Below are 20,838 nucleotides of genomic sequence, written 5' to 3'. Positions count from 1 at the left end.
ATTTTAATTATTTAAGTAGATAAATCTATCTATTAAGTTCTCTAAATGCTTTTGGTGTCACTTCCTCTGATCTTTTAAAGTACTTCACAAAATGTGACGGATCTTTAAACCCTAAATGAAAAGCGATTTCACTGACTGTCTCATTCGTATACCTCAGCAGTCTTTTGGCTTCCTTAATCATAAAAAAAGAAATGACTTCCTTAGCTGATTTATTTTCATGCTTACGGCAAATTGCATTAAGATTCTGAGGACTAGTGTTTAATTTATCTGCATAAAAAGCAACATTTCGATCTACATTCAAATCTTGATTTAGAATCCCCAAAAATGATTGATACAAATTATTATGCTTAGCGTTTAAAGCACCTTGATCTTTCTTATTAAGACTAGTAAGATTTTGTATAAGCTTAGAAAAAAGAGCTTTTAGTAAACCTTCTATCACAAAATAATTTAGAAAATCGTGGCTACATTCTTGAATCAATGCTTCAAAGATAAGACTGATCGTCTCTGAAGATTTGAGATGTAAATGGCTTTGTTCTGAAAGTTGGTAAAAGAAATCAATCAGAGGTTTATCATTACTTTCTAAAAGAAAATCATTCCTCAAGATTAACACAAAACCTTCTGGCTCTGAATCCATATCCCAAAAATGTGATTGATCTTTCTGAATACAAAAAGCAATAGGTGTCTGTATATCGATCTGTTCTTCATCAATTGTATGAAATCCACTTCCTTTTGTCAGTAAAACCAATTCAAAGTAGTTGTTATGTTTATGCGCCTTTGTGACCCTTACATTTTTTCGAAAAGCTTCTACTTTTAGTAATTGATTTCTTTCGATTTTATCTTTTACATCTAACATACTCCCACTCTTTTTACCAACACACAAAAAGTCTTCAAATGATTCTTAGACAAGTGTGAAAGTTCAATATCCAAAAAAAATAAAAGATATGGAGTGTAGTCTGCTAAATAAATACTAATCATCAATTAGGTATCAAGCCACTTTTTAAAGTTTTTCATTCTTTCTCGACTGATTATGATATCATCATTTGGATTGGGTGCTAATTCTAATTTAATACGGCTATTGAACCAGTTATCAATTTTCTTAATAGCATTTATATTGATGATATATTTCCGATTAATTCTAAAAAACAAAGACTGATTTAACTGACTCTCCAGTTCGGTTAATGAATTATCTATTGGGTATTTCTCATTGTTGAATAGATAAATAAAATTCACTCCCTCTTCATATCGAATAAAACTAATTTCTTCTACAGCTACAGTTTTATACTGATCTCCAATTCTCACTAAGAACCTATTTTTTACAGTCGGAGTTTTCTCCATCAGCATATCTTTTAGCATACCCTGATCGAGTGGTGCAAAAGCTGCTTTCATAGATGAATATTTATCCAAAACTCTTTTTATATCAGTAGCATCGTAAGGCTTTACGATATAATCAATACTATTAAGCTGAAAAGCTTTAAGAGCGTATTCGCTAAAAGCAGTTGTAAATACAATTGGTACTTTTACTTCTACAGATTGGTAAATATCAAAACAATTTCCATCGCTGAGTTCGATATCTTGAAAGATGAGATCAGGAGATTTATGCGAACTCAGCCACTTTATACTTTCAGAAACAGAAGAAAGCTTTTGCAAAATTTGAATGGAGGAATCGTAAGATTGTATCAGATGACTTAACCTTTCAGAAGTATGAAACTCATCTTCAATGATTAAAACGTTCATAAACTTGCTTTGATAGTAAAGGGATTTTGACTGTAAACATATTCTCTTCTTCAATCACTTGAACTTCTCGTTTTGCCAAAAGATGATACTTCTGCTTCAAGTTTTTTAGACCTTCTTTTGTAGAATTAATTTGGTAGTCCTTTCGATTAAGTTTGTTACGTACGATTATATTTTCAGTATTCTCTAGTACTACTACTCTAAGGGGATTTGTTTCACTCATTCGATTATGTTTAACTGCATTTTCAATTAGACCTTGAATTGCAGTTGGAGAAACATAGAACTTCATTAGCGTATTTTGCTGTAACTGGATATCCAATTCAATGGACTTTTTAAATCTTGTTTCTAACAAAAAGAAATAATCATTTACAACCTGTATTTCATCTTCAAGTAAGACTAAGGTCTTTTCATTCTGTTCGATGATATAACGTAGAATCTTAGATAACTTGACAATAAATTCCGAAGCTAAATCTTGATCTGTATAAACTAAACCTGATAAAACGCTTAAACTATTGAATAAGAAATGTGGTTCGATTTGTCTTTTTAAGGCTAAAAACTGATTTTCAATATTTTGCTTTTCAAGTTCTTTTACTCTGAGCTGTTCTTCTCTCAACAAATTATCTTTATGAATTACCTCACTAATCCCGTAAACCAACATGTAAAAAATAGATAGAGCTATAGTTAGAATTGGATTAAAGTGCTCCATTCCTGACCATGTTTCATGATTTTGATAAAAATAGGTATCTGCATAATAATAAATGCGGTCATAGATAGCCCCAAAAAATAAGGCCATACCCCAATTCATGAAAGCCTTAGAGGTAAGATTTTTAATTTTGAATTGGCGATTTAAAAACTCAACTACATACCACACAACCATCCAATAAGAAATGGCATAGGTGGAATACAAAATACCCCTCAGGGTTAATTCTGTTCCAATTTCAAAAGTCTCATCAAAGCCTTTAACAATTAGATGAAGGAGGAAAACAACGACTAGCCGTACAAGAAAAGGACTTTTAAATATCATACATATGAATTTCTCTTATACCAACTGATTCCTTCTTTTAGACTAACACTCAAGTCTGTATCCTTCATTCCTAAAGCTTTCTTTGCTTTCTCATTTGAGAAATAGTTATCAAGAAAAAGTAACTTGATATTAGATGAGTTAAAAACGGTTCTTTTATTCGTGAGAGCTTCAAAAGCATTTGCCATTAGCATCAGAAAAACAAAGAGAAATCTAGGAATAGGTATCATTAGCTTCTTTTCCCCTGATAACGCCCCTATTTCCTTGAAGAAAGAGTGATAAGTTAAATTTTTTCCAGAAAGAAGATAGCTTTCTCCTGCTTTACCTACTTTCAGTGCTTTTATGGAAGATTTTGCAACTTCAGTTACTGAAACAAAACTTTTACCTCCAGGAGGATAAAATACGATTGACTTTTTTAAACCATACAATAATAATACACCGCTAGAAGGACCTGCATCTCTTTCTCCAATCATAAATGTTGGTGCTACTATCGTTGCATCCAAGTTGTCATCTCTTACAGCATTTAATACATTCTCTTGGGCAAGGTGTTTACTATAAGCATAGTTTGAACTTTTGAGCCAACTCATAAACCCTTTGGCTTCATCACCGGGTTGATCTAAACTTCCATTTGTAAAACAGTTTGCAGTACTTACAAAAACTAGCCTCTTGACTTTATATTTCAGACATAAATTTATAATGTTAGAAGTCGTCTCAACATTTATTTTTTGATATACTGAGAAATCATTTTCATTTGGCTTTGTAAGAGCTGCTACATGAATCACGAAATCACAGGTAGAGATGATGCTTTCTAAATCTTTTAAACTGGTAATTTCTCCTTCATAAATTTCAAAAGCCAGTCCATCTAAAGCCAACATATTACAGCCTTTTCGAACCATAGCAACAGCTTGATATTGCTCCATATCTTGTAACTGTTGAATAATGTTAGCACCAAGAAATCCATTGGCACCAGTCACTAAAACTCTTTGTTTTTTATGAAGCATAATTAGAAATTTCTTGTTGTTGAATTTCTCTTAAAACGTTTTTCTTAAACATTTTAAGTCTAAGAAAAGATGGACAAAACATAAAAAATAATCGACTCAATTTACTCATTGCTCCAGGTATTATTTCTGTTTTTCCTTCAAAGACTTCTCGCATACAAATCTCTGCAACCTCTTCCGCACTAAGTATCGTTGATTTCACAAAATCATTATGAGTATTTATTCGATCTGTTACTTCTTTGTTTGTAGGCATTCCTCCAGGATATGCTACACTTACTTGAATATTTTTATCTTCCAATTCGGTAGCCAGACCCACAGAAAAAGACCGCACAAAAGCTTTTGAGGCAGGGTAAATTGTTTTGAAGGGCATCGCCCCAAAAGAAGCTAAACTCGAAATATTCAAAATATAAGCCTTCTGATTTTGCTCCAAGAGTGGTAAAAATCCTCTTGTTAAGATAACTAAGGCACGAATGTTTATTGAAATTATATTATCGATATACTTTTCTGTTGCATCAGAAAATCGCTTTGTTCCTCCAACCCCAGCATTATTAATGAGCATATCAACCTTATAACTTTCACTTATCGACCTGATCAACTCATTCAGTAACTCTTCTTTCACTAAATCTAATTCATACGTTTTGACATTCACTTTATGGGTTGATTTAATCGCTTTGCCTAGACTTTCAATTCCTTCATTTGGTAGTGAAATAAGTATCAAATTCCGATGGTATTGTGCACACTTGTAAGCTAAAGCCTTCCCTAATCCTTGACTTGCTCCAGTAATGACAGTGTAAGTTTGGTGGTATATCTGTTTCATGATTTATAGATTATTTGTTAGTCGATTAATTCCGCATAGATACTTTCCAGCACTTTATCCTCTTTGTACTTTAATTCGGCTCTTTCACGTAGTTTTGAAAAAGATGAAATTAAAATCGGTTGAATAAATCGGTCTTGAATAAAGCGAGGCAATAAAGGATCTGTTGGAGCTATAGAAGTAAAAACTACAGAAGTTTTAGCCAATGATTCTTCTTTCAATTGCCATACTTCATGATATTTTTGTTGTCGAATAATTCCTTTCTTCTCAGCCAAATATTTTGGACTAGCATTACCCTCTATCCTTGTAAAAGTATTTGACTTCTCTTCAATTGTATAGGATGTTATTAGATCTTGCTGATTAAAGGGAAACGGAATATTATAAACGCTATACAAAATCCATTTTTCATGATCTGAGGCTAATACATCAGTTTCTTTTGAACCTATTTTCCAATTTCTAAGCTCAGTAACATCACTCAGACAATATATAAGTTCAACGATGCTAGCTTGTGTTTCTAAACTCACTTTCAACTCTCTTGTCTTGAATCCATCCTCTAATGTGAGCCAACGGTATTCAATCTGAATTCCTTCTTTAACTTTTGCGACTTCCCAATTTGTCTTTTCAAGGGTTTTCTGAGCAGACACAGTGTTCGGGTAAAATATCAGACTCAAGAAAACGGTAAGTAAGAAAATTTTGAGAGTATCATGAATAGGCTTTTGTTGTAATGGTGTCAATATCATAGCACAAAAGTATTTAATACAGCTCCTACAGAATAGAATAAAAATGCAAACTGTCAGATAAGCCGTTATTCTGTCAAAAAAATATATTAAAACGTAATTATATTTTTCCCTAATCTGATCCATTTCTTTATATGTGTCTATTATCAGTTTCTATTCTTAAGTAGTTTCAATTATTACAAACCCCTACTCTGTTTGATTATATTTTATCATGATAAAATGAAGTATTTTATCGTTAGAACACATTAATAGATTTTTCTAGTTCTAATATGATTGGAAGTTGTTAGCAAATATTTATATCGTTTCGCATTCTGTTAAATATAATAATATGATATGTACAAATGATATTCATTCATATTCTGAAAGTTGATTTTCCTTTCGATGTTCATGAACTTCCAAAAGAGATCCTTACTTTTGTAGTTTATCAGTAGAAAGAAGCATGATTTCAGTAGAAGGATTAGGCGTTAGCTTTAGTGGGAATACACTATTTGAGAATATTTCATTTGTCATCAATGAAAAAGACCGTATTGCTCTTATGGGAAAAAATGGAGCAGGTAAATCAACATTGATGAAGATTATGGCAGGAGTTCAATCGCCTTCATCAGGACGAATAAGTTGTCCGAAAGATAAAGTGATTGCATACTTACCTCAGCACTTGCTTACAGAAGATAATCGTACCGTTTTCGAGGAGACTTCTCAAGCCTTTGCACACATCCATAAAATGGAAGAAGAGATCAATTCGATCAATAAAGAATTAGAAACTCGTACCGATTACGAATCGGATGAGTATATGAAATTGATTGAAAAGGTTTCTACACTTAGTGAAAAGTTCTATTCCATTGAAGAGATCAACTACGATGCAGAAGTTGAAAAAGTATTGATAGGATTGGGTTTCGAACGTACAGACTTCACCAGAGCTACCTCAGAATTTAGTGGTGGATGGCGTATGCGTATCGAGTTGGCAAAGATTCTTCTTCAAGACCCTGACCTTATTCTATTGGATGAGCCAACCAACCACATTGATATTGAATCAATCCAATGGCTCGAAGATTTCTTGATCAATAGTGGAAAAGCAGTTGTGGTCATCTCACACGATAGAGCTTTTGTAGATAACATCACAACACGTACCATTGAAGTTACGATGGGACGTATCTACGATTACAAAGCAAAGTATTCTGATTACTTGGTATTGCGTCAAGAACGTAGAGAACAACAAAAGAAGCAATACGAAGAACAGCAAAAAATGATTGCAGAGACGAAAGAGTTTATCGAGCGTTTCAAAGGAACCTACTCGAAAACCCTTCAAGTGCAGTCTCGTGTAAAAATGTTAGAAAAACTGCAACTCGTAGAAGTAGATGAAGAAGATACTTCAGCATTGAACTTGAAGTTCCCTCCTGCTCCTCGTTCCGGTGATTACCCTGTGGTAGTAAATGAAGTAACCAAAAGCTATGGAGATCACTTAGTCTTCAAAGATGCTCACTTCGCGATCAAAAGAGGTGAAAAAGTAGCTTTTGTCGGTCGAAATGGAGAAGGTAAATCTACGCTTGTGAAAGCCATCATGAGTGAGATAGACTTTGAAGGTGAGTTGAACACAGGACACAATGTTCAGATTGGATATTTTGCCCAAAACCAAGCTTCTTTATTGGATGAGAGCCTTACCGTATTCCAAACAATTGATGATGTAGCCGTTGGGGATATCCGTACAAGTATCAAGGATATTCTTGGTGCATTTATGTTTGGAGGCGAGGCATCTACTAAGAAAGTAAAAGTCCTTTCTGGAGGAGAGAAAACACGTTTAGCAATGATTAAACTCTTGCTAGAGCCTGTGAACTTGTTGATTCTTGATGAGCCTACCAACCACTTGGATATGAAAACCAAGGATATCTTAAAACAAGCTCTAAAAGACTTCGATGGAACGATCATCCTTGTATCTCACGATCGTGATTTCTTAGATGGATTGGTTGATAAGGTTTATGAATTTGGAAATCAAAAAGTGAAAGAACATTTAGGAGATATCTATTCATTCCTTGAAATGAAGAAAATGGATAACCTAAAGGAAATTGAGCGAAAAGCTTAAAAAAAATCACAAAATATTATAAAGAGCTTACTCATAGAAAAGTAAGCTCTTTTTTTTGGTCTAGTTATTGAAAACGCTATTTGCATACTTGATCTAGCAATTTCAAGTGACAATCTGAACCAAATTATTTCATTAGATAAGAATTGTTAAATAACGATTCCTTTTCACCTAGCTTGTAATTTAAAGTGTCATCTTTATGCCATTATTCAAGGTGAGATTTGAATAAATACATTTTTACTTCCGAAAAACTATGGCGAAACATAAACTTCTGATAGGTCTCCTAGCCGTTTCTGCAAACGCTGCCTTAGCACAACAATCAATATCAGATAAAAACCAAAATCAAATTTATCAAGAAGCTGTACTTCATTTTGAAGATGAAAAATATGCTCTTGCCCAGAAAGAATTTTCTTCGATAGAAAAAGATCTTTTTAATGATAAAAAAATAAATGCAGACTTCTACCTAGCTGTTTGCAAACTAAATGATGAAAACTTAGATGATTCTTCCGGATTATTGAAATGGATAGAGAATAATCCTTTTCACAATAAGAAAGCAGAAGCTAACTTCTATTTAGCAAAAAATCTTTTTGGAAAAGAGGACTATTTCCAAGCTTCCAAATATCTTAAAGCTAAACCCCGTTTAGATATTTATTCTGAACATAAAGTTGAGTCTGATTATATGAAAGCCTATTCCGCTTTTGTGATCGGCAAGGATAAAGAAGCTAGAAACATTTTTGAAAAACTTAAGAAAAGCGATAATCCATATCAATTACAAGCATATTATTATGCTGGTTTTATTGCACTAAAAAATAAAAAGTTTGACGAAGCTCTAAAGAACTTCGAAAAAGCTTTAAAGGATAAACAATATACCGAAAAATGTAATGAGCATATTCCTGAAATCTATAACAACAGAGAGGAATATAATAAAACGATAACATTTCTAACAGATAAATCTGAGCTAACAAGTGTTCAGAGCCTGCTTTTAGGCGAAGCCTATTTCCATAAAAAAGATTATGAGAAAGCTGCTGAATCTTTTAAAAAATACGCAGACTCATCTTCAAAGTTAACTCGCGAGCAATACTTTAGACTTGGCTACTCTCAATTTAAAATAGGATACGAAGTTGAGGCTATTCCAAATCTAAACAAAGCCGCAGATGGTGAAGACCAATTAGCACAAAATGCGGCATACTATTTAGGAATTGCTCATATCTCGATCAAAAATAAACAATTGGCAATTGCTGCCTTTAATAAAGCTCGAACCTTAGAGCATGATCAAAATATCCGAGAGAATGCAGCTTATTATTTGGCTAGAGTTTCTTTGGATGTAAAGGATTACCAAAGTGCAATCACAAGTTGCGATTATTACTTTAGCAATTTCAAAGAAGGTGAGCACCTCCAAGATATTTACAATATCTCTACAACAGCCTACCTTAACACAGGAGATTATAACAAGGCTTTAGAGCATATTGAAAAAATCAAAACTAAGAATCAGCAGATTAAAGAAGCTTATCAAGAAATTGCATTTAATAAGGCTGTTCAAGATTTCAATGATGGTAAAACATCTGAAGCACTACATATGCTGAGCAAATCTTTGGAGTATCCTTATGACAGACAACTGAAGAATGAAGCCTATTTCTGGAAGGGAGAAATTTTTGCTTCAAACAAAGAGTATTCTAAAGCAATTCAAAATTACGCTAGAGTTAGCAAAAGTTCTGATAAATCTACTGATGCTCTTTATGGTACAGCTTATTCTTATTTCAACTCTAAAGAATACGAACAAGCAAAGACTTATTTCAAACAGTTTTTAAGAAATGGGAAAGGAACGACTAGAGCTACTTTAGCTGATGCTTTAGTCAGATTAGCCGACTGTTATTTGGCTGAAAAAGATTATGAAAAAGCCTTAGAAACTTTTGACTTATCTATTTCCAACGGTTCCGCAGAGATTGATTATATCGCTTATCAAAAAGGGATTGCAAATCGTTTCTCAGACCACTTCAAAGATGCTAAAGAGAATTTTGAGGTAGTTATTTATTCCTACAAAAGCTCTGTTTACCGAGATAAATCATTGTATCAATTGGGTATAATGTATTCTGACAGAAATGAGTTTGGAAGAGCTGCTTCATATTTTAGCACACTTATCGAAGAATACCCTGAAAGCCCTCTAAACCTTTACGCTTACAACAAAAGAGCATTAGCTTACAAAGCTGCTGGTGATTTAAAAGCTGCCGCGGATAATTTTAAAGCACTTATTGAAAAGGAACCTTCTGGTCAATTTGCTGAAAATGCTATTCGTCAATTAGAAGATATCAATGGTTCAGGTATGAAAGTGAATGACCTGCAGAATTATAAAGAGATTTTTTCTAAAGCGAACCCTGAAAGTTTAGCAATTGTACAAGCAGAATTTGAACAGGCCAAAAAACCATTCGCCAATGAAAACTATGTTCAAGCAATTTCAAAGTTGAATGAATTCATTGAAAAAAATCCAACTTCTGCCCTACTTGATGAAGCCAATTATACACTTGGAGTAGCTTATAAACTGACGAAAGATTATAACAATGCGGCAAGTGCATTTAGGACGATCAACTCGAATACCTTCAAAGAAAAAGCGTTGAGAAACCTTGCAGAGGTAGAACAAAGATTAGGCGAATATGCAAAAGCCTTCAATTCATTTAAAGAATTGAATCGTATCACAACTAATAAAAGATATAAACTTTTAGCTTATCGCGGATTGATGCAAACCGCTTTTATCATTGAAGATTATGTAGCTACTGACACTTACGCCAATGCACTTATTGAACAAGGTGGAAATAGATATGCAATGGAAGCGGAACTGTATATTGGAAAAACATACCTTAAGCAGCATAAGCATCAAAAAGCCATCGAGCAATTGCAGAAAGTAACTACCATTTCTGAAAACATGTATGGTGCAGAGGCTCAATTCTTAATTGGTCAAGCACTCCGAGAACAAGAAAAGTTTGAAGAAAGTACTGAGGAATTAATTTCTATCCGTAGAAAATACGAGTCTTACACAAAATGGCTTTATAAAGCATATTTATTAATTGCTGAAAACTATATCGACTTGGAGAACTTCTTCCAAGCCAAAGCAACCTTAAAGTCAATTGCTGAGTACAGTACGGATGAAACTGTAAAAGTAAAAGCTCAAGAACGTTTGGACTGGTTAGAAGAGAAAACCAAAAAAATAGAAGCTGACACTCTCCAACAGCAAACTTCCGTAGAAACTATGGACTCTACGAATGTACAAGAAGCTTCAAATTAAGGACGATCAACCATTATTGACATGAAAACCAAATTTCATAAACTATATATCTATTCTGCTTTATTCATGTTTCCTTCGCTTGCATTTGCACAAGAGCAAGGGAGTCAATTGGATGATGCCGAAATTATCATTGAAAAGTCTTCGGATTTAGTTCTTCCTCAAGTCCAAAAACCAATGGACAAAATGGTTAAGAAAAAGAGAGTTGAAGAAACTAAGCCACAAGTATATGAACTAAAATTATTGCCTATAAGCCTACAACCTCTTGCGGTAGAACAACAAGCTTATACCATAACTCCAGAAATTAGCAGCTTCAATGCTGATGGAGGAAGAGCTGAGGTAGGTTTAGGATTTCCCTTAGCTACAAAAGCAGATATTTTCTATCAGCAATACTTGAATGAAAATGTTCAAGTAGGAGGTCAGTTTTTACACAATGGCTTATACCAAGGACCTGTAGAAGGTAGCTTATCAAGTGGTAATAGAAACTCAATTGGAGCATTCGGAAATATTTACTTCGGGAATGATCTTCTTAAAGTAAATACTTCTTACAACCAAAGAACTGTTCATTTCTATGGTTTATCTGACGAGGAGTTAGCGAATGTAAACAAGGATGATATCAAGCAATCATACAACCATTTTGACTTCTCTGCTAGCTATGAACTTAATTCTGCAAAAGATGAATGGCAAGTAATCCCTTCTATTGATCTGTTCTCATTAAGTGATCAGTACAATAGTGAAGAACTCTACATGAATTTGGGGTTGTATGGAGGATATAAACTCTCAAAAGATAGTAAAGTAGTCGGTGGAGTAGATTTCAACATCAATAATTTCAAAAATGAAAGTTGGGATAGAAATAAAGGATATGTAAGAGCTTCTTTGGCTTTTGAAAAAGAAAGTAAACAACTGTCTTACCACATTGGAGGACGAATTGTTTATGACATGGATACACTCAGCCAAGTTCGTACCTTCAACATCTACCCAGATATTTCTGCCAAATATCAATTGAATGAACAAGTCTTTTTTGATGGAAAAATTGAGGGTGATCTAAATGAAATTAACCTTAGAACTGTTTCTAACTTTAATCCATTTATACACAATAATGTAAATGTCATCAATGAGAATAAAGTCTTACAAGCTGAAATTGGGACTAACTTTTCACCTTGGCAGCATTCAAACTTTAGACTAGGATTGGGTTATGGGCTTTTCAAAAATATGGGATTCTATTTAAACAACCCTGATTCTCAAAATACCTTTGACATTCTTTATTCAGATGAAAACACAGGTGTAACTTATATCACTATAGGTCTTAACTCAAAACTTCAGAAAGACCTCGTAGCATCTGCTGACTTTAAATATAATAGTTATGCTGTAGGTGAAGATATTGGTGAAGCTTGGCACAGACCAGAGTTTGAAGGGAATTTCCAACTTCAATATAAAGGAATAAAGAACTTCACTCTTGCAACAGGAGCTTACCTATACACAGGAATTAAGGCAAAAGATATAGATCAAAGCACCGTGACTTTAGACCCTATTTTTGATCTATTTCTAAGAACAGACTATCAATTGAATGAACAGCTTGCAGCATATATTCAATTAAATAATATTACAGGCCAGAAATACGAATATTTCTATAATTATGAGCAGTTAGGTTTTAACGTCATGTTAGGAGCTAGTATAAATTTTTAATCGTCAGAGAAATATAAAATTTTAAATATTTTTTGATTAAAAATTTTATTAATTCACTGAAGAATACGCTTATTTTGGTATTTAGAAGGCCTAAATGTTATTTTAGTCATCCTTATTATTTACATAACAATAAACTTTTTTCGGGGTAAATTCACAAGAAATGAAAGTCCATAAGTATATAAAACAGCAGCTAGAAGAAAATAAGATAGCCGTAATTCCACAATTAGGAACATTTCGTTCTACATCACATAATGCTGATATGAGCGATTCAGGGAATTTAATATCTCCACCAGATGAAGCTATTATTTTTGAAGAGGACTTTCAAGAACAGGTTAACCACTCTATAGCTTCTTACATTGAAAAGAAAACAGGAGAAGACGAAATAGATATTGCAACTGAAGTTCAGCTTTATGTAAGTACAATAAAGCAAACATTGAATGCTGAAGGAATTGCAGAAATCGAAGGTTTAGGTTATTTCACAAAAGATAATGGACTGATTTCATTCAATCAATTTGATGAAGTAAATATTAATCCTGAAAGTTTTGGACTGCCTAAAATAAATGCATCACCAATAATTGATGATCAAGAAGATGATGATTCCTCTGCTAACAAAGGAAATACGACACTAAAAGCGCTATTATTAGTAGGTCTAATTCTTGTAGTTGTTGGAGGTGGTGGAGCATATTATTTTATGACTCAAGATTCTTCTACTACACAAACAGTAGCTCAAGAAGAGGAAAAAGTAACTGATAAAGTAGAGGAAGCAAATACTGATATCATACAAGAAGAAGAATTAAGCGGACCTGTCGATTTAGAAGAGAATGTTTCAACACCTGTTGTAGAAGAGACTAAAGTCGAAGAGAAGCCTGTTAAAAAAGCAACAACTACTTCTAAAACCACTAAATCAAAAACTTCATATGCTGGAGTTTTAGAAGAAAAAACAGGGCAGTATTATGTCATTGTATCTTCATTCTCAAACCTTGAAAATGCTAAGAAAAGTGTAAGAGGTTTTAAAAAAGATGGATATACTAATGCACAAATCATTCGTACTCCTACAAAATACAGAGTGGCTTTAGATGGGTTTAACAATAAATCAGAAGCCAAATCACTTCAAGAAAAAGTGAATTCATCATTCCCAGGAAGTTGGGTTTGGAAAAACTAATTACTAAATAATCTTTATGGAACCGCAAATCAATATTGTTTGGTTTGCGGTTTATTTTATCCTACTGACAATCAATAGAAATGAAACTTTTAGAAATCACACAAGCAGTTGTACCAGACCAGTCTGCATTAGACTTGGTGATGAAAGGTGGTGTAACAATGATCGTACTTTTGATACTTTGTTTCTGGGGTACTTTTGTATTTATTGAAAGATATTTAACGATCAAAAAAGCTAAAAAATCACCAAAAGAGTTGCTTAAAAATGTAAAATCAGCGGTGTTACAAGGAGATATGCAAAGAGCTATAGACCTTTGTAATGAAGATGGTACTCCAATGGCTAAAATGCTTAAAGCAGGTGTAAAACACATTGGTTCTCCACTAAAAAACATAGAAGTTGCCATTGAAAATGTAGGTAAGATTGAACTTTACAACTTAGAAAAACATGTTGGAGTTCTGGGTACGATTTCTGGGGCTGCTCCAATGATTGGTTTCTTAGGAACTGTAATTGGTATGATTACCGCATTCAGATCACTTGCAGGTATTGAACAAGGTGCTGTAGATGCCCAATTACTTTCTACAGGTATCTATGAAGCAATGGTTACAACAGCTGGTGGACTAATTGTAGGTATTTTAGCTTACATCACATATAACTACTTAGTTAGACAGGTCGCTGAAGTTGTACACCAAATGGAGGTGACAAGTATCGAATTCATCGATCTACTACAACAACCAAATCCTAAAAAAGCAGAAAGAGTATAAATTTATAGAAGATACTATGGCGATACAAGCAAAAAATAAAATTGACCCGTCATTCAACATGTCTTCTATGACGGATATTGTATTCCTTCTTCTTATCTTCTTTATGCTGACTTCAAACTTTGCAACTCCAACTGGACTTCCAATCTCTTTACCAAAGAGTGCAAATAGTCAGAAAGAAGTAACAAAAGTAAAGGTTACAATTACAAAAGATCTTCAGTACTACGTCAACGAAGTCCCGACAGCTGAATCTAGAATTGAGGATAAGCTAAAAGAAATTCTACCATCTAAAAATGGAAGTGTTACCTTATTTGTAGATAAAGATGTCCCTGTTGAATATTTAGTAAAAGTTGCAAGTACTGCATCAAAGCTAAATGCTAAAGTTTCAGTTGCCACTCAAAAACAATAATAGTATGGCAAATGATAATCAAAAACAGTATAAGAGAAATCGAGCTATCGCTTTTGTTTTAGCAAGCATACTTCACATCGGATTTATAGTTGCATTAGCTTATACTATGATTCATTCAACAATTCAAAACCAAGAACAAGAACTTGGGATTGAAATGAATTTTGGAGTAGATGATACTGGAGAAGGTCTTACACAAAACTCAAAGGATGAAACTCCCTCAGAAACATTGGAAAATGAGGAAAGCGAATCAGATGAATTAAGTGACGAAGAGCTTCAAGAAGCGATGGAAGAGTTTGAAGAATCTGAACAAATTACTCAAGATGATGCAGCAGAAAATGAAGAAGTAGCGCAAGAGGAATTAATTTCAGAAAATGTAGAAAATTCTGAAAGTGATGTCACGGCAAGCGATGATATTATTACTGAAGAATCTGCAAGTGAAAATGTTCAAACAGAACAGCCATCTCAAGAGGAAACAAGCCCTACTGTTGATGAAAATTCTCTTTTAGTTCCTTCTAGCAGTGGAAATAAAGAAGGTGAAAATTCTAAAGAAAATGTAAATCAGGGTAATGTAGAAGGAGCTACAGGTGATCAAGGGAATGAAAAAGGTGAAATTAATGCTGATGCACTTTTAAATTCTAGTGGAGGAAAAGGTGGTTCAAACCTTGATATGCCTGGTTGGATGTGGATGGATAAACCCAAAGTATCCGATTCTTCTTCAGAAACAGGAAAAGTAATCTTTGATATTACAATTGATGATGTAGGCGAAGTAATCAGTGTTAAAACAGTAACCAGTACTGTTTCTAAATCTACTGAGCAGAAATACAAAGAGGCTGTTTATCAATTACTCTTTGAACCAACAGACCAAGATGCTGATGTAAACAGCACAACATCAGGACGGATTACATTTATCATTACAACAAAATAATAAAAGCCTTATCAGTTAAACTGATAAGGCTTCTTTTTAAGGAGTGAGTTGATTAGTTCCTCACAAAATTACCATTATTCGCACTCCAATATTCTACAGAACCATCATTGGTTGACCAATTAACCATATCAAATTCATTAGAACCCGAGTTTGTACCTCTCAACACATTTGCTTTTACAGCTTGTCCTCCATCATTCCAAGTCAATCTTGTTCCTGACTTACACGTTTCAGGTGTTTTTCCTTGACCTCGTAAGAAATAAGCATCTCCACTTCCATAAACTTTAGCATAACCATTGTGATCAACTGTAACCGAAGTTGCTTCATCAACGCCAATACCTTTAATGTTAGATGCTGAAACGCCAAAGTCTTTCACCATTCTAGCCATAAAAGTAAAATGACGTCCTTGACGATCTCTTTCGTTGTAGTGTGTGTCAGTAATCACATTATCCATGTAATCTACATCAAGAAAACGATCTCCCAAACCTGCCATGTAAGTATCATAAGGGTCATCTAATGCTTCATCTGAATAGACAGTACCATTTGCTGCTGAATAATACAATTCACCCAAAATAGCAAGTCCAGCACTTGTACCCCCTATAGAAGCACCATTGAAGTTTACAGCGTTATTAATAGCTGTTTCTAGATCTGTGTCTTTCCAATAAGACACATAATCATCTTGGTTACCACCAGTCATAAAAATAATTTCAGCATTGTTGACTGCTGTGATCAAAGAACTATGACTTGCTTGACTTCTTTTAGTGATGACAAAAGTTCTCACAGAGTTCACGCCTCCAATATCATTATATATGAAGCTGTTGTAGCCATCTGTACCAGATGAACGTAACACAACAACATCACCACCATTTGATTGATCAACCAAAAACTCGAATGCACGTTGTTCGGCGATGGTATTTGCATCTGCTCCCCCCATTAAAGCAATACCAAATTTTGAATTTGTTTGGACATCACTTGAGCTTCCTGTCAGGTACATTTTTGGAGAACCTCCTCTCCTTTCACTTGAACTTTGTTCTTCTTCAGATTGCTTTTCACAACCTACAATTGAAATAGATAGTAAAGAGATGATGTATAAAAACTTTCTCAGTTTCATGTTCTTAGTTAATTTGAGTAAAAAGATGTTTTAGAAAAAGGCAATTTAAACCCAGCTTTAACTTTCTTTCCGAAAATTAAAGTAAGCACCTTAATCAAAAAAATAGAAGAGCTATTCTATTAAAAGTCTTAATAGATAGATAATACTAAAAAAATAAGGGGGTAGAATAGTTGAAAAGATTAAAACTAAATCAACAGTCAAAGATAGGTTGTAAATTGCGCAGACTGATCTTTTTACCTCTAACTAAGTTCGAGGTATAAGTCATAGGATGCATAGTACTGGCAATAGTTTTCATTAAAAGATAGGATAAAATAAAAATCTTATTAATGGAAGTTAAAAAATTTCAATAAAAAAAACAACAATAATGTTTCTATACAGAAACTTATTGTTGATTATCATATATATACAATAAAGTAAAATTAATATTTTAGAAAGCTAGATTCTACTGTACAAAATTGAATTATTTAAATATTCGACATATAAATATTGTTTTATACAGTAGATCAAGTAAATTATGGTCGATTGTTAGATCTCACTCTTACAGGAATAGGTTTTAAAGCCTTTTTCGATCTATTTTTACATTGAAAATTTGAAGCTAAGAATATTAATAATACACCAGATATTAAACCAAATATTTCGAACATAGCTTTAATGTTTTAAGGTTGAGATAATTTTTAGTCCTAAGCATGATTCACCTTATGAATGTCAAACAGCAAATCACTAACTTACTTTCACAATTAACTGATAACGAATTTTCATTCGATATTTCTAAGAATCAAACGTGGAAAGCAACAAACCAGTTACATATTCTTAAGAATTCTTTAGAAATAATTAATGAAAGAAAACTTCACCTAAAAAAAATCAGCCCTAGCTTTCTTTACCTGTTTCTTGATTCATGCAAATATATCTCAGACCCTAATCATCAATTAGTTTGGTCTCACCTATTTATCAATGCTGTAGACTATCAGAACACCTGCAAAATTCATGACTATTATTGTAGAATTTTAAGTCAACTTCCTATTTCAGCATTGGCTATTCTAAAAAAACTATACGAATTGTCTGTCCAAGAAGCTAGTCACCCTACATTATCATTTAAAGAAGAATATGTAATTCAGATTGGGAAGCAACAAGCTAACCTCAGTTTTAGTGATTCTACAGCTATGATTGCACTATTAAAAAGTCAGCAATTAATTGAGCAAAAGAATATCATCTTAGAAAAAAGAGACTTGGAAGAATTACAGCATTCAAATAAGATCTATTTAGAACCTTCTAAGCTGATAGAGTTAAGTCCATTAGCTTTTTCCTTTTTACCTGAAATTTTTTGGGTATCCAGCCAACATACTGTTTAAGACTTAGTTCTTTTTATATACAAATGTAATTATTACATTTATATGTTTTTTAGATTTTATTATACCTATTTTTAGTATAAAGACTCCGTTTGTGAGCTATAATTGATAAAAACACAGATTTATACTTTACGTATAAATCAAACACAATATGATTACCAAAAACAACACTAAATTTTTGCACTATGAACTTTCAACTGACTGAAGAACACTTAGCTGTTCAAGAAGCTGCTCGTGACTTTGCTCAAAATGACTTATTGCCAGGAATCATTGAACGAGATAATGCTCAACAAAATAACCCTGCCTTAATCCAGAAAATGGGTGAATTAGGATTTTTAGGTATGATGATTTCTCCAGACTACAACGGAAGTGGAATGGATACACTATCATACGTACTAGCAATGGAGGAAATCTCTAAAGTAGATGCGTCATCCTCTGTTCTCATGTCTGTAAATAACTCTTTGGTAGCTTGGGGCCTTGAAAAGTATGGCTCTGAAGAACAAAAACAGAAATATCTCACAAAACTAGCTACAGGAGAACAAATTGGTGCATTCTGTCTTTCAGAACCAGAAGCCGGTAGTGATGCAACATCGCAACACACAGAGGCCATTGACATGGGAGATTATTACTTATTGAATGGTAATAAAAACTGGATTACAAATGGTAGTTCTGCAAGTGTTTACCTTGTTATTGCTCAAACAGACCGTTCAAAAGGACATAGAGGAATCAACTGTTTGATCGTTGAGCGTGGAATGGAAGGCTTTGTAGTCGGAAAAAAAGAAGACAAAATGGGTATTAGAGCTTCTGATACACATGCCTTGAGTTTTACAGATGTAAAAGTACCTAAAGCAAACCGCGTTGGAGAAGATGGTTTCGGGTTCAAGTTTGCTATGGGAACACTAAATGGAGGTAGAATTGGGATTGCTGCTCAAGCTCTAGGTATTGCAGCTGGTGCTTTAGAGTTTGCAGTAAAATATTCTAAAGAAAGAAAAACTTTTGGGAAAGCAATCTGCGAACATCAAGCTATTGCATTCAAGCTTGCTGATATGGAGACTAAAATTGAAGCTGCTAGAATGTTAGTTTATAAAGCTGCATGGTTGAAGGATCAAGGCAAAGATTATTCTCATGCATCAGCAATGGCAAAACTTTATGCTTCTGAAGTAGCGATGGAAGTAACTACCGAAGCCGTTCAAATTCATGGTGGTTATGGATACGTAAAAGAATACCATGTAGAACGTTTGATGAGAGATGCAAAAATCACTCAGATTTATGAAGGAACATCAGAAATTCAAAAAATAGTAATTTCAAGAGGACTTCTTAAAGACTAGTAATTAATTCTGATAAAAATAAAAAAGGGATCTAAATTTAGATCCCTTTAATTTTGATTATTTTTTCATGCTCTCAAATTCGACAATTGCTTTATGTTTAAGCATCTCCTCGTATTCATAAGCTGCTATTTCTTTGAACTCTCCAATATTTGCCATTCTCAAGAATTCAGCAGATTCTTTAAAGTACTTTCCTTTATTTAGTGTTCGTCCAACAATCAATGCAAAACGTGTCTTCTGTATTGCTGGAGTCTTAGGGTTATATATCAGCTTAGTTAAAATATCGTAAGCCTCTCCCATTTCCTCATCAGAATATTTAAACTCACAAATTGCTTTCAAGTAATAAGCTTTTACATTTCTAATATTAATCGGAATAGAAAGTAATTCATTAATATGCATCAGTGCCATTTCATATTCTTTAGCTTTATAATTCATTAAAGCTAAATCCATTAGAGCAGCTGTTTTGCGTTGAGGTTCTGAAATTGTTTCTAATTGCTTCGTCTTAACTTCAATTACAGTGCTTTTATTCGCTCTGATTCCTAAAAGTTTCTTCTTTAACTCATAAGCTTGAGTAAACTTAGGATTTATACCCAAACACTTATTAATACTCTCCTCACAAGCTTCATAATCCATAATTGTAAAGTATGCATTAGCCATATTGAAATAATACTCAGGCCTAAACATTTCAAGATTATAAGCAAACTCAGGAGTGTTGGCTACTTTCAAGTATTGCTTCATCTCATTATACTTTCCAAGATGAAGTTGAGCAAAAGCTAGTTCATAGAAAAACTTTTCATTTCCTGGAGATGGATCAATTTCATTTATGATTGCTAGCATTTTTTCTTCCGCCAAATCATAATCTCCCATATGATTGTAATATCTAGCTTCATAATAATTTATATCAAAAGACTCTCCCATTATTGCTTTTACTTCCTTCACGTGAGCAAAAGCTTCTTGTAACCTAGCTTCTGAGATATACAATTCAATTATCTGAAGCTGAAACAATAATTTCTCTGCGGGATCACTAAAGTTATTTAAAGCCTTTTCATATACAAGAATAGCTTCTGCATTCTTTTCTTCTCCAATATAAATATTTGCTAGTTGCTCATATGATGGAGAGAATAAGGGATCTTTAGTCAATGACTTTTCAAAGAGGGCTATTGCCTCTTCTTTTTTATTTTTAGTAAGATAAATCCCTGCTCGCTTATAATCTACCTCAGGGTTTTTAGCATCTTGACGTTCTGCTTGATCAAGCATAATCAAAGCTTGCTCTAATCCTCCTTCAGCTACTAAAGAATCTGAGAGGTAAAGAAAGCGCTCAATTGTAGTTTGAGCATATGAAAGATGAATCGTTAATAAAAGTAGTGTTGAAATAAGAAATTTTCTCATTAGTATTTCAATCTTAGTATACCAAATGATTTAAAAAATAAGATTCTTCTTACTATAAGTCTTTATAATAAGAAGAATCAAGAA

At 33.4% G+C, this 20,838-nt stretch carries 17 protein-coding genes; 9 read left to right on the top strand and 8 right to left on the bottom strand.

Translation table 11 applies throughout. From position 1 onward, the window contains the following. Positions 1-25 precede the first annotated feature (25 nt). From BC781_RS14905 to BC781_RS14880, 6 genes are all read right to left on the bottom strand, one after another. A complete protein-coding gene (locus tag BC781_RS14905) occupies positions 26-853 on the bottom strand; it encodes a helix-turn-helix domain-containing protein (protein ID WP_109619132.1) in 828 nt (275 codons plus the stop codon). 125 nt (positions 854-978) lie between these two features. Continuing rightward, positions 979-1,734 carry a LytR/AlgR family response regulator transcription factor gene (locus BC781_RS14900; RefSeq protein WP_109619130.1) on the bottom strand — a complete coding sequence of 252 codons (756 nt, stop codon included), beginning with the start codon at positions 1,732-1,734 and terminating at the stop codon, positions 979-981. Next, positions 1,715-2,755 (bottom strand): sensor histidine kinase, encoded by a 1,041-nt coding sequence (locus BC781_RS14895; RefSeq protein ID WP_109619128.1) that lies wholly within the window; start codon positions 2,753-2,755, stop codon positions 1,715-1,717. Before BC781_RS14895 ends, BC781_RS14900 begins: the two co-directional genes overlap by 20 nt. Then, the gene (locus BC781_RS14890) at positions 2,752-3,753 is read right to left on the bottom strand and encodes an NAD-dependent epimerase/dehydratase family protein (protein ID WP_109619126.1); all 1,002 of its coding nucleotides are present in this window, start codon (positions 3,751-3,753) and stop codon (positions 2,752-2,754) included. Before BC781_RS14890 ends, BC781_RS14895 begins: the two co-directional genes overlap by 4 nt. After that, positions 3,743-4,567 carry an SDR family NAD(P)-dependent oxidoreductase gene (locus tag BC781_RS14885; protein ID WP_109619124.1) on the bottom strand — a complete coding sequence of 275 codons (825 nt, stop codon included), beginning with the start codon at positions 4,565-4,567 and terminating at the stop codon, positions 3,743-3,745. Before BC781_RS14885 ends, BC781_RS14890 begins: the two co-directional genes overlap by 11 nt. 17 nt (positions 4,568-4,584) lie before the next feature. Then, positions 4,585-5,304, bottom strand: a complete 720-nt coding sequence (locus tag BC781_RS14880) for an SRPBCC family protein (protein WP_109619122.1) — start codon at positions 5,302-5,304, stop codon at positions 4,585-4,587. A 436-nt stretch (positions 5,305-5,740) separates the two neighbouring features. Here BC781_RS14880 and BC781_RS14875 point away from each other — a divergent pair, with 436 nt between their 5' ends. The 7 genes from BC781_RS14875 to BC781_RS14845 all read left to right on the top strand — a co-directional run bounded on the left by BC781_RS14875 (position 5,741) and on the right by BC781_RS14845 (position 15,586). Further along, a complete protein-coding gene (locus BC781_RS14875) occupies positions 5,741-7,378 on the top strand; it encodes an ABC-F family ATP-binding cassette domain-containing protein (protein ID WP_109619120.1) in 1,638 nt (545 codons plus the stop codon). A gap of 250 nt (positions 7,379-7,628) precedes the next feature. Beyond that, entirely contained in the window at positions 7,629-10,652 is a 3,024-nt protein-coding gene (locus BC781_RS14870; RefSeq protein WP_109619118.1) for a tetratricopeptide repeat protein, read from the top strand. A 21-nt stretch (positions 10,653-10,673) separates the two neighbouring features. Next, complete coding sequence (locus BC781_RS14865) at positions 10,674-12,335, top strand: TonB-dependent receptor (RefSeq protein WP_109619115.1); 1,662 nt, start codon at positions 10,674-10,676, stop codon at positions 12,333-12,335. A 160-nt stretch (positions 12,336-12,495) separates the two neighbouring features. Then, positions 12,496-13,497 (top strand): SPOR domain-containing protein, encoded by a 1,002-nt coding sequence (locus BC781_RS14860; protein ID WP_109619113.1) that lies wholly within the window; start codon positions 12,496-12,498, stop codon positions 13,495-13,497. An 80-nt stretch (positions 13,498-13,577) separates the two neighbouring features. Beyond that, positions 13,578-14,255, top strand: a complete 678-nt coding sequence (locus BC781_RS14855; RefSeq protein WP_109619111.1) for a MotA/TolQ/ExbB proton channel family protein — start codon at positions 13,578-13,580, stop codon at positions 14,253-14,255. Positions 14,256-14,271: 16 nt separating this feature from the next. Continuing rightward, the gene (locus BC781_RS14850) at positions 14,272-14,661 is read left to right on the top strand and encodes an ExbD/TolR family protein (protein WP_109619109.1); all 390 of its coding nucleotides are present in this window, start codon (positions 14,272-14,274) and stop codon (positions 14,659-14,661) included. A gap of 4 nt (positions 14,662-14,665) precedes the next feature. After that, positions 14,666-15,586, top strand: coding sequence for a hypothetical protein (locus BC781_RS14845; RefSeq protein ID WP_109619107.1), 921 nt, complete (start codon positions 14,666-14,668; stop codon positions 15,584-15,586). Positions 15,587-15,638: 52 nt separating this feature from the next. On the opposite strand, the gene BC781_RS14840 is transcribed toward BC781_RS14845, so the two are convergent. After that, positions 15,639-16,694: a cyanophycinase gene (locus BC781_RS14840; RefSeq protein WP_109619105.1), complete on the bottom strand. Its 1,056-nt coding sequence runs from the start codon at positions 16,692-16,694 to the stop codon at positions 15,639-15,641. A gap of 698 nt (positions 16,695-17,392) precedes the next feature. Between BC781_RS14840 and BC781_RS14835 the strand changes: the two genes are divergently transcribed. Both BC781_RS14835 and BC781_RS14830 read left to right on the top strand, forming a co-directional pair. Next, positions 17,393-18,043 (top strand): Abi-alpha family protein, encoded by a 651-nt coding sequence (locus BC781_RS14835; protein WP_109619103.1) that lies wholly within the window; start codon positions 17,393-17,395, stop codon positions 18,041-18,043. Between the two features lie 182 nt (positions 18,044-18,225). Further along, a complete protein-coding gene (locus BC781_RS14830) occupies positions 18,226-19,368 on the top strand; it encodes an acyl-CoA dehydrogenase (protein ID WP_109619101.1) in 1,143 nt (380 codons plus the stop codon). 57 nt (positions 19,369-19,425) lie between these two features. Here the strand turns inward: BC781_RS14830 and BC781_RS14825 are convergent, their stop codons facing one another. Further along, positions 19,426-20,754, bottom strand: coding sequence for a tetratricopeptide repeat protein (locus tag BC781_RS14825; protein WP_109619099.1), 1,329 nt, complete (start codon positions 20,752-20,754; stop codon positions 19,426-19,428). Positions 20,755-20,838 lie beyond the last annotated feature (84 nt).

Source organism: Sediminitomix flava (assembly GCF_003149185.1).
GTDB lineage: Bacteria > Bacteroidota > Bacteroidia > Cytophagales > Flammeovirgaceae > Sediminitomix > Sediminitomix flava.
The sequence above is the reverse complement of the archived record's forward strand: the minus strand, read 5'-3'. Positions and strand labels throughout refer to the sequence as shown.

What these genes read in the sequence shown, in the direction of transcription:
- BC781_RS14905 (WP_109619132.1), bottom strand. Translation starts at nt 853, where the DNA reads ATGTTAGATGTAAAAGATAAAATCGAAAGAAATCAATTACTAAAAGTA.
- BC781_RS14900 (WP_109619130.1), bottom strand. Translation starts at nt 1,734, where the DNA reads ATGAACGTTTTAATCATTGAAGATGAGTTTCATACTTCTGAAAGGTTA.
- BC781_RS14895 (WP_109619128.1), bottom strand. Translation starts at nt 2,755, where the DNA reads ATGATATTTAAAAGTCCTTTTCTTGTACGGCTAGTCGTTGTTTTCCTC.
- BC781_RS14890 (WP_109619126.1), bottom strand. Translation starts at nt 3,753, where the DNA reads ATGCTTCATAAAAAACAAAGAGTTTTAGTGACTGGTGCCAATGGATTT.
- BC781_RS14885 (WP_109619124.1), bottom strand. Translation starts at nt 4,567, where the DNA reads ATGAAACAGATATACCACCAAACTTACACTGTCATTACTGGAGCAAGT.
- BC781_RS14880 (WP_109619122.1), bottom strand. Translation starts at nt 5,304, where the DNA reads ATGATATTGACACCATTACAACAAAAGCCTATTCATGATACTCTCAAA.
- BC781_RS14875 (WP_109619120.1), top strand. Translation starts at nt 5,741, where the DNA reads ATGATTTCAGTAGAAGGATTAGGCGTTAGCTTTAGTGGGAATACACTA.
- BC781_RS14870 (WP_109619118.1), top strand. Translation starts at nt 7,629, where the DNA reads ATGGCGAAACATAAACTTCTGATAGGTCTCCTAGCCGTTTCTGCAAAC.
- BC781_RS14865 (WP_109619115.1), top strand. Translation starts at nt 10,674, where the DNA reads ATGAAAACCAAATTTCATAAACTATATATCTATTCTGCTTTATTCATG.
- BC781_RS14860 (WP_109619113.1), top strand. Translation starts at nt 12,496, where the DNA reads ATGAAAGTCCATAAGTATATAAAACAGCAGCTAGAAGAAAATAAGATA.
- BC781_RS14855 (WP_109619111.1), top strand. Translation starts at nt 13,578, where the DNA reads ATGAAACTTTTAGAAATCACACAAGCAGTTGTACCAGACCAGTCTGCA.
- BC781_RS14850 (WP_109619109.1), top strand. Translation starts at nt 14,272, where the DNA reads ATGGCGATACAAGCAAAAAATAAAATTGACCCGTCATTCAACATGTCT.
- BC781_RS14845 (WP_109619107.1), top strand. Translation starts at nt 14,666, where the DNA reads ATGGCAAATGATAATCAAAAACAGTATAAGAGAAATCGAGCTATCGCT.
- BC781_RS14840 (WP_109619105.1), bottom strand. Translation starts at nt 16,694, where the DNA reads ATGAAACTGAGAAAGTTTTTATACATCATCTCTTTACTATCTATTTCA.
- BC781_RS14835 (WP_109619103.1), top strand. Translation starts at nt 17,393, where the DNA reads ATGAATGTCAAACAGCAAATCACTAACTTACTTTCACAATTAACTGAT.
- BC781_RS14830 (WP_109619101.1), top strand. Translation starts at nt 18,226, where the DNA reads ATGAACTTTCAACTGACTGAAGAACACTTAGCTGTTCAAGAAGCTGCT.
- BC781_RS14825 (WP_109619099.1), bottom strand. Translation starts at nt 20,754, where the DNA reads ATGAGAAAATTTCTTATTTCAACACTACTTTTATTAACGATTCATCTT.